Source organism: Streptomyces incarnatus (genome assembly GCF_001027185.1).
In the GTDB taxonomy this organism is placed as follows: Bacteria; Actinomycetota; Actinomycetes; order Streptomycetales; family Streptomycetaceae; genus Streptomyces; species Streptomyces puniciscabiei.
This window is the reverse complement of sequence record NZ_CP011497.1, coordinates 4,591,444-4,604,636: the sequence shown is the minus strand read 5'-3', so window position 1 is coordinate 4,604,636 and position 13,193 is coordinate 4,591,444. Positions and strand designations below refer to the sequence as shown.

14 protein-coding genes are annotated in these 13,193 nt (G+C 72.3%); 12 read left to right on the top strand and 2 right to left on the bottom strand.

Translation table 11 applies throughout. The features are described from left to right. Nucleotides 1–24 precede the first annotated feature (24 nt). A complete protein-coding gene (locus ABB07_RS20680; protein WP_208900091.1) occupies nt 25–885 on the bottom strand; it encodes an alpha/beta hydrolase in 861 nt (286 codons plus the stop codon). A 192-nt stretch (nt 886–1,077) separates the two neighbouring features. Between ABB07_RS20680 and ABB07_RS20675 the strand changes: the two genes are divergently transcribed. The 6 genes from ABB07_RS20675 to ABB07_RS20650 all read left to right on the top strand — a co-directional run bounded on the left by ABB07_RS20675 (nt 1,078) and on the right by ABB07_RS20650 (nt 6,954). Beyond that, nucleotides 1,078–1,866 carry a response regulator transcription factor gene (locus ABB07_RS20675; RefSeq protein WP_208900090.1) on the top strand — a complete coding sequence of 263 codons (789 nt, stop codon included), beginning with the start codon at nt 1,078–1,080 and terminating at the stop codon, nt 1,864–1,866. A 127-nt stretch (nt 1,867–1,993) separates the two neighbouring features. Beyond that, nucleotides 1,994–3,019, top strand: coding sequence for a LacI family DNA-binding transcriptional regulator (locus ABB07_RS20670; RefSeq protein ID WP_208900089.1), 1,026 nt, complete (start codon nt 1,994–1,996; stop codon nt 3,017–3,019). Nucleotides 3,020–3,170: 151 nt separating this feature from the next. Then, nucleotides 3,171–4,193 (top strand): S1C family serine protease, encoded by a 1,023-nt coding sequence (locus ABB07_RS20665; protein WP_208900088.1) that lies wholly within the window; start codon nt 3,171–3,173, stop codon nt 4,191–4,193. 134 nt (nt 4,194–4,327) lie between these two features. After that, nucleotides 4,328–4,567: a hypothetical protein gene (locus ABB07_RS20660; protein WP_208900087.1), complete on the top strand. Its 240-nt coding sequence runs from the start codon at nt 4,328–4,330 to the stop codon at nt 4,565–4,567. Between the two features lie 177 nt (nt 4,568–4,744). Then, nucleotides 4,745–5,479, top strand: a complete 735-nt coding sequence (locus ABB07_RS20655) for a response regulator transcription factor (protein WP_208900086.1) — start codon at nt 4,745–4,747, stop codon at nt 5,477–5,479. Continuing rightward, nucleotides 5,476–6,954 (top strand): sensor histidine kinase, encoded by a 1,479-nt coding sequence (locus ABB07_RS20650; protein ID WP_208900085.1) that lies wholly within the window; start codon nt 5,476–5,478, stop codon nt 6,952–6,954. The genes ABB07_RS20655 and ABB07_RS20650 overlap by 4 nt, the downstream gene beginning before the upstream one ends. Nucleotides 6,955–6,984: 30 nt before the next feature. Here ABB07_RS20650 and ABB07_RS20645 read toward each other — a convergent pair whose 3' ends face one another. Further along, entirely contained in the window at nt 6,985–7,473 is a 489-nt protein-coding gene (locus tag ABB07_RS20645; RefSeq protein ID WP_208900084.1) for a MarR family winged helix-turn-helix transcriptional regulator, read from the bottom strand. A gap of 120 nt (nt 7,474–7,593) precedes the next feature. Here ABB07_RS20645 and ABB07_RS20640 point away from each other — a divergent pair, with 120 nt between their 5' ends. The 6 genes from ABB07_RS20640 to ABB07_RS20615 all read left to right on the top strand — a co-directional run bounded on the left by ABB07_RS20640 (nt 7,594) and on the right by ABB07_RS20615 (nt 13,120). After that, a complete protein-coding gene (locus tag ABB07_RS20640) occupies nt 7,594–8,463 on the top strand; it encodes an NmrA/HSCARG family protein (RefSeq protein WP_208900083.1) in 870 nt (289 codons plus the stop codon). Between the two features lie 137 nt (nt 8,464–8,600). Beyond that, on the top strand, nt 8,601–9,248 hold the full coding sequence (locus ABB07_RS20635) for a Uma2 family endonuclease (protein WP_244189443.1): 648 nt from the start codon (nt 8,601–8,603) through the stop codon (nt 9,246–9,248). A 560-nt stretch (nt 9,249–9,808) separates the two neighbouring features. Further along, nucleotides 9,809–10,735 carry a mycothiol synthase gene (gene mshD, locus ABB07_RS20630; RefSeq protein ID WP_208900082.1) on the top strand — a complete coding sequence of 309 codons (927 nt, stop codon included), beginning with the start codon at nt 9,809–9,811 and terminating at the stop codon, nt 10,733–10,735. A gap of 92 nt (nt 10,736–10,827) precedes the next feature. Beyond that, on the top strand, nt 10,828–11,214 hold the full coding sequence (locus tag ABB07_RS20625; protein ID WP_208900081.1) for a GntR family transcriptional regulator: 387 nt from the start codon (nt 10,828–10,830) through the stop codon (nt 11,212–11,214). After that, entirely contained in the window at nt 11,211–12,107 is an 897-nt protein-coding gene (locus tag ABB07_RS20620) for an ABC transporter ATP-binding protein (protein WP_208900080.1), read from the top strand. The genes ABB07_RS20625 and ABB07_RS20620 overlap by 4 nt, the downstream gene beginning before the upstream one ends. Continuing rightward, complete coding sequence (locus ABB07_RS20615; protein WP_208900079.1) at nt 12,104–13,120, top strand: ABC transporter permease; 1,017 nt, start codon at nt 12,104–12,106, stop codon at nt 13,118–13,120. Before ABB07_RS20620 ends, ABB07_RS20615 begins: the two co-directional genes overlap by 4 nt. Nucleotides 13,121–13,193 lie beyond the last annotated feature (73 nt).

Sequence of the window (13,193 nt, the reverse complement as noted above, 5' to 3'; positions counted from 1 at the left end):
AAAGAAATAAAGAGTGCTGTCAGGCTAGCCCGCCTTGGCGGCGGCCCATTCCCCGATCCGGCCCAGCAGGGCGTCGTCCGCCGCGTGCTCGGCGTGGCCCATACCCGCCTCCACCCAGAGTTCGCCGTGGTCACCGGCCGCCTCGGCGAGCATCCGGGGATGGTCGAGGGGGAAGTAGCCGTCGCGGTCGCCGTGCACGATCAGCAGGGGCGTGGGGGCGATCCGCGGGACCGCCTCCGTCGGGGAGAGCGGGACCGGGTCCCAGTCGCGGTGGTGGATGCGGGTGCGCAGGCCGTAGCGGCCGACCAGGCGGCCCTCGGGGCGGGTGACCAGCCAGTGCAGGCGGCGCATGGGGGCCGTGCCCCGGTAGTACCAGCGGGCCGGGGCGCTGACCGAGACCACCGTGTCGACCGTGCCGCGGTTCAGGGCCGCGTGCCGCAGGACCACCGAGCCGCCCATGGAGAAGCCGACGGTCGCCACGCGCGCGTGCCCCAGGCCCCGGGCCCAGGCGACGGCGGCGGCCAGGTCCAGCACCTCCTTGTCACCGACCGTGGAGCGGCCGCCGGAGCGCCCGTGGCCGCGGAAGGAGAAGGTGACGACCGCGCCGTAACCGCGCAGCACGCCCGCCACCCTTCGTACGTGCGGGCGGTCCACGTCGCCGGTGAACCCGTGGGCGACGACGAACACCAGGTCACGGGCGGGCGAACGGCGGGCGTCCGGATCGGATCCGGAGGTTTCGTATACGACGGGGGCCGGATCGTATACGGAATCGATCGGGATTCCGTCGGCGGTGCACAGAAACGTCCGGATAGGCGCCTGTCTGCGCGTCTCGCGATTCGGACGAACGGTGGAATGCGCCACTTGACCTGCCGAACGGTTCCTCATGTGGGCTATTCTGCTGGGCAGAGGACTCGGGCAGCGCAGCCCCCGGGTCCTTTTGTGCTTTCGGAAGCGTTGTATACGAAGTGGGAAACCTCAGGTGAAGACGCCGGGGCGACCGCCGGTGTACGGGCCTTCGGGATCGCAGAGCAGTGCCCGTCCGCACAGCCTCGCAGGGACCGAGGAGGAACCAGACGTATGAGTTCTCTGCTGCTCCTGACCAACGCCCTCCAGCCGTCGACGGAGGTGCTGCCCGCCCTCGGCCTGCTCCTGCACAACGTGCGGGTGGCCCCGGCGGAGGGCCCCGCCCTCGTCGACACGCCGGGCGCCGACGTCATCCTCGTCGACGGCCGCCGTGACCTGCCCCAGGTGCGCAGCCTGTGCCAGCTGCTGCGCTCCACCGGGCCCGGCTGTCCGCTGATCCTCGTCGTCACCGAGGGCGGTCTCGCCGCCGTCACCGCCGACTGGGGCATCGACGACGTGCTCCTCGACACCGCAGGCCCCGCCGAGGTGGAGGCGCGCCTCCGCCTCGCCATGGGCCGCCAGCAGATCGTCAACGACGACTCCCCCATGGAGATCCGCAACGGCGACCTGTCCGTGGACGAGGCGACCTACTCCGCCAAGCTCAAGGGCCGGGTCCTGGACCTGACCTTCAAGGAGTTCGAGCTGCTGAAGTACCTCGCCCAGCACCCGGGCCGGGTCTTCACCCGCGCCCAGCTGCTGCAGGAGGTGTGGGGGTACGACTACTTCGGCGGCACCCGGACGGTCGACGTCCACGTACGGCGGCTGCGGGCCAAGCTCGGCCCGGAGCACGAGTCGCTGATCGGCACCGTCCGGAACGTCGGTTATCGATTCGTTACGCCCGAGAAGGCCGACAAGGCCGACCGGGCCGGCGAGGAGGCGCGGGCCAAGGCGGACCGGGCAAAGGCGGAGGATGCGGACGCACCGGCCGTCCTGGACGGCACCGAGGTCCACGCGGACGTCTAGTTCCGGAAAGTTACCGACGGGTTCCCGCCGGGCGGGTGTGACGACCGCCCGGGCGGGGCATCGCCTGCGCACATCCAAGCAGTGATACGCCCTGCCCAGAAGTGGTCAATCCGCGTAGACTCCGCGCGTGGCCAAGGTGACTCGGGATGACGTGGCACGGCTGGCTGGAACCTCCACCGCCGTCGTCAGTTATGTCATCAACAACGGACCCCGGCCGGTCGCCCCGGCCACGCGCGAGCGTGTCCTCGCCGCGATCAAGGAACTGGGGTACCGCCCCGACCGGGTCGCCCAGGCGATGGCCTCCCGGCGCACGGACCTCATAGGCCTGATCATCCCGGACGCCCGCCAGCCCTTCTTCGGCGAGATGGCGCACGCGGTCGAGCAGGCCGCCTCCGAGCGCGGAAAGATGGTCCTGGTCGGCAACACCGACTACATCGGCGAGCGCGAGGTCCACTATCTGCGCGCCTTCCTCGGCATGCGCGTCTCGGGCCTGATCCTCGTCTCGCACGCCCTGAACGACCTGGCCGCCGCCGAGATAGACGCCTGGGACGCCCGGGTGGTGCTGCTGCACGAGCGCCCCGAGGCCATCGACGACGTGGCCGTGGTCACGGACGACCTCGGCGGCGCCCAGCTCGCCGTACGCCACCTGCTGGAGCACGGCTACGAGTACGTCGCCTGTATGGGCGGTACGGCCGAGACACCGGCCGTCGGCGACCCGGTCTCCGACCACGTCGAGGGCTGGAAGCGGGCCATGGCCGAGGCGGGCCTGTCCACCGAGGGCCGGCTGTTCGAGGCGCCGTACAACCGCTACGACGCCTACCGGGTCGCCCTGGAGATCCTCGCCCGGCCCGACCGGCCGCCGGCGGTCTTCTGCTCGACCGACGACCAGGCGATCGGCCTGCTGCGGGCGGCGCGCGAGCTGCGCATCGACGTGCCGGGCGAGCTGGCGGTGGCCGGGTTCGACGACATCAAGGAGGCGGCGCTGGCCGACCCGCCGCTGACCACGGTCGCCTCGGACCGCTCGGCGATGGCCCGGGCGGCGGTCGACCTGGTCCTGGACGACGGCCTGCGGGTCGTCGGCTCCCGGCGGGAGCGGCTGCGGACCTTCCCGTCCCGGCTGGTGGTGCGCACGAGCTGCGGCTGCGAGTCCTGAGCCGCACCGGCGGGTCCGTATCCTGAGCCGCACCGACGGGTCCTTGTCCTGAGTCGCACCGGCGGGTCTTTATATCGGGCAAACGAGGTTCTGCCGGGCTTCTCAGCGAGCACTCAGGAAGCTCTCATGGTCACAGGGGAGGCTTCTAGGCATGACCGAGAGCCAGGGTGACCACACCCAGCCGCAGCAGCACAGCTACGCCGCTCCCGTGAACCCGGAGTGGCCGCCTCCGCCGCCGTACCAGCCGGTGACGGCGACCGGTGTCACGCCGGCGCCCGAGCCCGCCCCCGCGGCGCGCAGGAAGCGCAGTCGGGGTCCGGCGGCGCTCCTCGCGGCCGTCGCGGTCGTCGCGGCGGCGGTGGGCGGCGCCACGGCCTACGGCTTCCAGGAGCTGACCGGCAAGGACACGGTGTCGTCCTCCTCCGGCGCCAGCACCACCGTGGTGCCGACCGGCAAGCGGGGTGACGTCGCGGCGATCGCCGCCGCGGTCAGCCCGAGCGTGGTCGAGATAAACGCGACCCTCGGCAGCGGCTCCTCCACCGGCTCCGGCGTGATCATCACGTCGAACGGCGAGATCGTCACCAACAACCACGTCATCTCCGGCGCGCAGACGATCAAGGTGCGCACCAGCGACGGCAGGAGCTACACCGCCGACGTCGTCGGCACCGACAGCTCCAAGGACCTCGCGCTGATCAAGCTGCGCGGCGCCTCGGGCCTGAAGGCCGCCTCCCTCGGCAACTCCTCCGCCGTCCAGGTGGGCGACTCGGTGGTCGCGATCGGCTCTCCCGAGGGCCTGACCGGCACCGTCACCAGCGGCATCGTCTCCGCGCTCAACCGGGACGTGACGGTCTCGACCGACGAGAGCCAGGGGCAGGGCCAGGGCGACGGCCAGTGGCCGTTCCAGTTCGGCGGCCGCCAGTTCAACGGCGACACGGGTTCGTCCACGACGACATACAAGGCGATCCAGACGGACGCGTCCCTCAACCCCGGCAACTCCGGCGGCGCGCTGATCGACGCGAACGGCAACGTCATCGGCATCAACTCGGCCATGTACTCGTCGAGCCAGCAGTCCTCGTCGTCCTCGGACGCGGGCAGCATCGGCCTCGGTTTCGCGATCCCCGTCAACACCGTCAAGTCCGACCTGACCAAGCTGCGGGCGGGCCACAACAGCTAGCGCGGCAGCGCGCACGAGCCGGCGTCCGCGCCTGAGCACTGGACCAGCCCGGCGCGTGAGCACCGCATCAGCCGGCGCGTGAGCACCGCACCACTCAGCGCGTGAGCACTGCACCACTCAGCAGGGAGTACGTCATGATCACCAAGGTTTCGCACCAGATCGCCGACCACGGTCCCGCCGACCTCGGCCTGGCCCTCGCGGTCACCCGGACCCTGCACCTGCCGATCCCGGCGCCCCGCAAGCCCGAGTCGGCGCCCCGCGCGCCCGAGGTGGTCGTCACGCCGGTCCCGGAGCTGATGGGCCTGCGCACCGCTCCCGTCCGCACCCACCGCCGCAAGGTCCCCCTGAACCGCCTGACCGCGGTCCGTGCCTGACCCCCAGCGGGTCCTCCCCCCGGCCGGGTTCACCCCGGCCGGGGGCGCCCTTGGGACGGGCCAGGCGCAGGTGTGCTTCACGCGGCGCCGACCGTGGCAGGCTGAGAGACAGGCGTGAGACACCCGACCGACACCCCGTCCACCCCCACACCACCGCATCCCGAGGAACCCCGAGCCATGAGCCCCGCCGAAGGCGACCGTGACCCGCAGCGCATCCTGATCGTCGACGACGAGCCGGCCGTACGCGAGGCGCTCCAGCGCAGCCTCGCCTTCGACGGGTACGACACGGAGGTGGCCGTCGACGGCGCGGACGCGCTGGAGAAGGCGACCGCCTGCAAGCCCGACCTGATCGTCCTGGACATCCAGATGCCGCGCATGGACGGCCTGACCGCGGCCCGCCGCATCCGCGGGGCGGGCGACACCACCCCGATCCTCATGCTCACGGCCCGGGACACCGTCGGCGACAGGGTGACCGGCCTCGACGCCGGCGCCGACGACTACCTGGTCAAGCCCTTCGAGCTGGACGAGCTGTTCGCCCGCATCCGCGCGCTGCTGCGCCGCAGCTCGTACGCGGCGGCGGTGTCGGCCGAGGCCCAGGAGGACGAGGCGCTGACCTTCGCCGACCTGCGCATGGACCTCGCGACCCGCGAGGTCACGCGCGGTGGCCGGCAGGTGGAGCTGACCCGCACCGAGTTCACCCTGCTGGAGATGTTCATGGCGCACCCGCGCCAGGTCCTCACCCGCGAGCAGATCCTGAAGGCGGTCTGGGGCTTCGACTTCGAGCCCTCCTCCAACTCCCTCGACGTCTACGTCATGTACCTGCGGCGCAAGACCGAGGCCGGCGGCGAGCCGCGCCTCGTGCACACGGTGCGGGGCGTGGGGTACGTCCTGCGTCAGGGCGGCGCCGAGTGAGCAGGCTCGTACGGCGCTACCGCTCCCTGCCGATCCGGGCCCGGCTGGCGATGCTGGTCGCGGCGGCGGTGGCGTTCGCGGTGGCGGCGGTGTCGGTGACGGCGTGGTTCATCGTGCAGGGCAAGCTGTACGACCTGGTCGACACGGACCTGCAGAACTCGGCGAAGCATCCCGTGCGGCCCGGGCAGGTGCTCGATCTGCTGGCCACGTGCCCGTCGAAGCCGACGGAGTCCACCAGCGGGCTCCCGCCCCGCAACACCCTCTACTGGCAGCTGGTCAAGCCGGACGGCACGGCCTGTGTGTCCTCGGACTCGCCGGGCGTGGTGAAGACCACCGCGGCGGACCGGGCCGTCGTCGGACGCGCCGACGGCCGGGGCATCCTCCGCAACGGCACGGACACCGAGGGCAACCAGCTCCGGGTGCTCACCATGCCGCTGATGATCGGCACGGACACCGGGTCCCAGGCGTACCCGGGTGCCGCCTGGATGACCGCCGTCCCGCTCGCGAACACCGAGAAGACCCTCAACGACCTCGCCCTCATCCTCCTCGTCGTCTCCGGCATAGGAGTGGTGGGCGCCGGCGCCGCCGGCCTGGCCGTGGCCCGGGCCGGTCTGCGCCCCGTCGACAAGCTGACCGAGGCCGTGGAGCACGTGGCGCGGACGGAGGACCTGACGATCCGCATCCCGGTGGAGGACGACAGCGAGGACGAGGTCGCCCGGCTCTCCCGGTCCTTCAACTCCATGACCGCCTCCCTGGCCAGCTCCCGCGACCTCCAGCAGCAGCTGATCGCCGACGCCGGCCATGAACTCCGTACGCCGCTGACGTCGTTGCGCACGAACATCGAGCTCCTCACCCGCAGCGAGGAGACCGGCCGCCCGCTCCCGCCGGAGGACCGCAAGGCGCTGCTCGCCTCGGTGAAGGCGCAGATGACCGAACTGGCCGCGCTGATCGGCGACCTGCAGGAGCTGTCCCGCTCGGAGGGGCAGCACGGCGAGCGGGTCCAGGTGGTGTCGTTCCAGGACACGGTCGAGGCGGCCCTGCGCCGCGCCCGGCTGCGCGGCCCGGAGCTGACGATCACGGCGGACCTGGAGCCCTGGTACGTCCGGGCCGAACCGTCCGCGCTGGAGCGGGCAGTCGTCAACGTCCTGGACAACGCGGTGAAGTTCAGCCCCGACGGCGGCTCGGTCGAGGTGCGGCTGAGCGACGGCGTGCTGACCGTCCGGGACCACGGCCCCGGCGTCCCCGAGAACGAACTCCCGCACGTCTTCGACCGCTTCTGGCGCTCCCCCAGCGCGCGGGCCCTCCCGGGCTCGGGACTGGGCCTGTCCATCGTGGCCCGCACGGTCCAGCAGGCGGGCGGCGAGGTCACCCTGGCCCGCGCGGCGGGCGGCGGCACGGTGGCGACGCTCCGGCTGCCGGGCGCCCCGACACCGCCGCCGGAGACACCGGAGACGGCCGAGACCCTGGCCGGCTGAGCGGGACCTTCGCGAGCGGAGCCGCCCGGCTCAGTCCGGCTTGGGCAGGGCGCGCAGGCGCTGGATCTGGGTGCGGCTCAGTTCGTTCGCGCGGCGCATGTGGCGGGTGATCGCCCGCAGTTCGTCCTCGCTGTGGTCGTCGAGCAGGGTCTGCCAGGTGCGGCCGAGCTCGTCCCACACCGCGGTGACCCGGGCGATGCGCTCCGGCACCGGGCTGACCAGCACCCGGCGGCGGTCCCGCGCGTCCGGCGTACGGGCCACGTAGCCGCCGCGTTCGAGCCGGTCCACCAGCCGGGTGGCCGAGCCCGTGGTGAGGCCGGTCAGGTCGGCGATCTGCCGGACCGTGAGCGGCGCCGCCTCGACGGTCAGCAGGCTCAGGGCCTGCACATCGGTGGGGTGCAGGCCGAGGTGGTCGGCGACGGCCTGGTTGAACAGCACGAACGCCGCGTGGTAGCGGCGCGACTCCGTGGCCAGCTCCTCGTACAGCCGGGCCCGGCGCGGGTCGGTCGCGTCCGTCACGTGGCTCACCTCCAAAATCACTGCGCGGCGCAGCAGAAGTTCCGCTACTCTCCTGCGTGGCGCAGCTAATGCGTCACGCAGCTACTAGCCGCCCGTCATCCTATCCACCGGGGGACACCCATGCTCACCGTCGCCGTCACCGGCGCCACCGGCGCCCAGGGCGGAGCCACCGCCCGCGCCCTGCTGACCGCCGGGCACCGGGTCCGCGCCCTGACCCGCCACCCGGACGCACCGGCCGCCGCGGCCCTGCACGCCCTCGGCGCCGACGTCCGGCACGCCGACTTCGACGACCGCGCCTCGCTCGACGCCGCCCTCACCGGCGCGGACGCGCTCTTCGCGGTCACGACCCCCTTCGGCACCGACACCGACACCGAGGTGCGCCAGGGCAGGGCCCTCGTCGACGCCGCGGCGGCCGCCCGCCTCGGACACGTCGTCCTCACCTCCGCCGCCCACGCCGACCGCGGCACGGGCGTCCCGCACTACGACAGCAAGTACGAGGTCGAGCGCCACCTGCGGGCGTCCGGCGTGCCCTGGACGGTGATCGCCCCGGCGGCGTTCATGGACAACTACGCCACCGGCTGGACCCTCTCCGGACTGCGCGAGGGCGTCTTCGGCTGGCCCATGCCCGCCGGCCGGCCCTTCGCCCTGATCCCCGCCACCGACATCGGCGCGTTCGCCGCGCTGGCCCTCGAACGCCGGGCAGACTTCACGGGCCGCCGCATCGACATCGCCTCCGACACGTGCACCCCGGAGCAGATCGCGGCCGCCCTCACCACCGCCACGGGCCGCCCGGTCACCCACCACGAGGTCCCCCTCGACACCGTCCGCACCCACTCCACGGACCTCGCGGCCATGTTCGCCTACTTCACCACCACCGGCCTCGACGTCGACACCCCGACCCTGCACCGCACACACCCCGAGATCACCTGGCACACCTTCGCGGACTGGGCGGCGGGGGAGGACTGGGGGGCGTTGCTGGGGCAGGGGTAGCCGCGAGGGGCTCAGCCGTCGCCCGAACGGGTGAGCGTATGTCATTTTCCCCGGTCATATACACCGCCACGCCTACGGTGATCGCGTTGCTTGTGCCGCTCGCACACCCAGCCCACACTTGAGGAGGAGGTGCCACCTTGACCGCTCTCGCACAAGAGAGGCCGAAGACCATGTCCGAGGCGCAGGCCGAATCTCTGAACGGACCCGACCTGGACGAAGTCCTGTGGCAGGCATGGAAGGCCATGGAACTCCCCGAGGGCTACCGCGCCGAGATCATCGAGGGAGCCATCGAGGTGTCGCCCACCGCCCGCCGCTCGCACGGTCAGATCACCAACCGCCTGCGAAGGGCTCTCGACAGGTTTCTGGATGGGACCGAGTACGCCTGTCATCAGGACGTGAACGTCATCCACAAGCGCAAAGCGTGGATCCCTGATGCCTTCATCGCCCCAGAGGACACCGAACCGTGCGGCGATGAGGACGACATGGGCGTGAAGGCCGACGCCGTGCACCTCATCGTCGAAGTCGTCTCCCCCGGCAAACGCAACCAGGACCGCGACCGCATCCGCAAGCGCCGCGAGTACGCCCGCGCCGGGATCCCCGTCTACCTGCTCATCGACGACTACGACGGTCAGGGCGCCGTCACCCTGTTCACCGGCCCGCGCCCCGAGAAGGCCGACTGGGAGGACATCCACCGGGTCCCGTACGGCACGGAGGTCACCATCCCGGAAGGCCCCGCCAAGGGGTTCGTCGTCGGGGAGGGCATCACCGGGCCCAAGCGGAGCTGACCGCGGCTCGCGGTGACGCAAGCCGGGCGTACGTGCCGCCCCGGCATCGGCGACAACTCCTTTCCACAGCTGTGGACAACACGCCCCGCGCACATACCCGAGGCGGGGCCACCGGTACGACCACGCGGTAACCGGTGACCCCGCCTCACCACGGCCTGACTCAGTGCTTTTCCCCGACCGGGCGGCGCCGCGGCGCGGGATTCTTCGGCGCCGGCTTCTTCCGCTCCGGGGCGAGCTTGTGGAAAGACATGGAATTATCCTTCCTGAATCCTATGACTTCTGAGAATTAGTTGTGGCCGACCGGGCGCCTGGGCTCGTGCCTCTTGGGGGCGTGCTTCTTGTGCCGCGAGGCCGGGGTCGGGGCAGGCCGGCGGGTCCTCTTCACCGGGACGGGTGCGGTTCGCTTTCGGCACGGAAAACATTACGGCATTCAGGAGTCAGGAAAAGCCGATTCCGATGAGACCTCGATTAAAGAGCACTGTGCGCAATTCACAGGCAATTCCGGAAACCACGGCGCCATTCACATGGGTTTTACCGGGTGGCTGCCGTACCCTCTACGCATGAGCAGCGACGACACCGTACGGGCCTTCCCCGCCCGCTCCATCGAGACCCACTCCGCGCTCACCCCGGACCAGGCCGAGGCGGTGCGGGCCATGCTCGCCGAGGCCGCCGCGGTCGACGGACAGCAGCCGGTGTCCGAGCAGGGCCGGCTGCAGCTGCGCGGGGGCACCCGGGAGGGCGTCTCGCATCTGCTGCTGTCCGTCGACGGCGAACTCGTCGGCTACGCCCAGCTGGAGGACACCGACCCGGTGGAGGCGCCGGCCGCCGAACTCGTCGTACACCCCGCGCACCGCGGGCACGGGCACGGCCGGGCGCTCGGCTCGGCGCTGCTCGCCGCCTCCGGCAAGCGGCTTCGCGTGTGGGCGCACGGCGGGCATCCCGCCGCCCGGCATCTCGCGCAGGTGCTCGGCCTGACCCTGTTCCGCGAACTGCGGCAGATGCGGCGGCCGTTGACCGACCTGCAGCTGCCCGAACCGGTACTGCCGGAGGGCGTGAGCGTGCGCACCTTCGTGCCCGGCAAGGACGACGCCGCCTGGCTCGCGGTCAACGCGGCCGCCTTCGCCCACCACCCCGAGCAGGGCTCGCTGACCCAGCGGGACCTCGACGACCGCAAGGCCGAGCCGTGGTTCGACCCGGCCGGGTTCTTCCTCGCCGAGCGGCGCGGGGAGCTGGTCGGCTTCCACTGGACCAAGGTGCACGCCGAGGAGGGGCTGGGCGAGGTCTACGTCCTCGGGGTCCGCCCCGGCGAACAGGGCGGCGGGCTCGGCAAGGCCCTCACCACGATCGGCCTGCGCCACCTGGCCGGCCAGCAGCTGCCGACCGCGATGCTCTACGTCGACGCCGACAACCAGGCGGCGGTGTCGGTGTACGAGCGGCTGGGCTTCACGACGTACGAGACGGACCTGATGTACCGCACGGAGACCTGACATACGGCAGGACGAGGGGCGGCCGACTTGACGGCCGCCCCTTCCTTACACCACCCTTTCACTACTCAATTAGTGAAAGGGTGGTTCAACGCATGGTCGAGTACCGCATCGACCGGCACAGCGGGGTCGCCACCTACGTGCAGATCGTCCAGCAGACCAAACAGGCCCTGCGCATGGGCCTGCTCCGGCCGGGAGACCGGCTGCCCACCGCGCGCGAGGTGGTGGAGGCCACCGCGATCAACCCCAACACCGTCCTGAAGGCGTACCGGGAACTGGAACGCGAGGGGCTGGTGGAGGCGCGCCGGGGGCTCGGGACCTTCGTGCGGCGGGCACTCGGCACCACCCCGGTCGACCCCTCCCTCCGTACCGAGCTGGCGGCCTGGGCCGAGAAGGCCCGCGCCGCCGGGCTCGAGCGCGACGACGTGGCCGCGCTCTTCACCGCCGTACTCGACAAGCACTTCCAGGGAGAACGTTCATGAGCGACACGGCGATCGAGGCGACCGGCCTCGGCAAGCGCTTCGGGCGCCGGGGCGGCTGGGCGCTGCGCGACTGCGCCTTCCGGCTGCCCGCCGGGCGGGTGTGCGCCGTCGTCGGGCCCAACGGCGCGGGCAAGTCGACGCTGCTCGCCCTCGCCGCGGGCCTGCTCCCGCCCACCGAGGGCCGGATACGGGTGCTCGGCACCGGCCCGGCCGCGGCCCGCCCCCGGGTCGGCCACGTCGCCCAGGACAAGCCGCTGTACCCGCAGCTCACCATCGCCGAGACGCTGCGCATGGGCGCCGACCTCAACCCCGGGCACTGGGACGCGGCCACCGCCGAGCACGTCGTCGCGGGCGGCGACCTGGACCCCGGGGCGCGCATCCGCTCCCTCTCCGGCGGTCAGCGCACCCGGGTCGCGCTCGCCCTCGCCCTCGGCAAGCGGCCCGAACTGCTGCTCCTGGACGAGCCGATGGCCGACCTCGATCCCCTCGCCCGGCACGAGCTGATGGGCACGCTGATGGCCCAGGCCGCCCGGTACGGCACCACCATCGTGATGTCCTCCCACGTGGTCGCCGAACTGGAGGACTCCTGCGACCATCTGCTCCTCGTCGGCGGCGGCCGGATCCGGCTGGCCGGCGAGATCGACGAGCTGCTCGACGCGCACGTCCGGGTGAGCGGCGCCGCCGAGGGCGCCGACCTCGGCCCGCACACCGTGGTCGAGTCCCGGGTCACCGGCCGCCAGCTGAGCGCGCTGATCCGCCCGGCCGGACCGCTCCCCGCCGACTGGCGCGTCTCCGCGCCCTCGCTGGAGGAACTGGTCCTCGCCCACCTGCGCAATCCCGAGGCCCCCGCCCTGACCACCGCTCCGGCCGTCACCGAGGAGAGTGCCGCGTGACCACCGACCCGACCACCCCGCGCCCCCGCACCGCCCGCTGGCTGCTGCGGCTGCACCGCCCCGCGCTGTACGGCTTCACCGGGCTGGTGATCGTCCTGGCCGCCCTGCAGCTCGCCCTCGCCGGTCCGTGGGCCGACGCGGCGGCCAGAGGCTGGCGGCAGTTCGACGCCTGCACCGGCACGGGCATGTGCGGCTACGACCAGAACGCGATCCTGCGCTACAAGGACTACTACGACTACGCCACCTACGCCCTGGACGCGCTGCCCTTCCTGGTGGCCGCCTGGGCCGGCGCCGCGCTGACCGGCCGCGAGCTGGAGTCCGGTACGGCCCGGCTGGCCTGGACCCAGGGCATCTCACCGGCCCGCTGGCTCACCGTCCGGCTGGCCGTCCCGGCCGCCCTCGTCACCGCCGGCACGTCCCTGCTGTTCTGGCTGCACCACCGCGCCTGGGCGGCGGGCCGGGGCCGCATCGACACGCTCAAGACCTGGTACGACCTGCCCACCTTCCACGCCAACGGCCCCACCACCGTCGCCCTGGCCCTCGCCGCGCTCGCGGCCGGCACGCTGGCGGGGCTGCTGCTGCACCGTACGCTGCCCGCGTTGGTCCTCGGCACGGCCGTCACCGGCGGCGTCGTATGGGCGGCCCAGCGGCTGATGCCCCACCTGTGGCCGGCGGTCACCCGGGTCACCACGCTCAAGCAGGGCGGCGTCGGTACGGGGATCCTGGTCGAGCAGGGCCTCGTGACCAGGTCCGGCGCCCACCTGCCGCTCCCGCGATGTTCCAGCGAGGCGGCGTGCGACGCGGCCCTCGCGAAGGCCTCCGGCTACTACAGCGCCTACCACCCCTACTCCCACTACTGGCCGCTCCAGCTCACCACCAGCGCGTTGCTCCTGGTGGTCGCCGGTGTGCTGGTGCTCGCCTGCTACCTGGAGCTGCGGCGGCAGACGGGGGCGCTGCGAGGGGCCGGGGAGGCCACGGCCTGTGGAGCCAAGGGGATTCTTGTCGGCGCCTGATCGCCGTGGGGCTCTGCCACCGTGCGCGAGCGCGGGGGCGTGTGGCTCGTCGCGCCGTTCCCCGCGCCCCTCA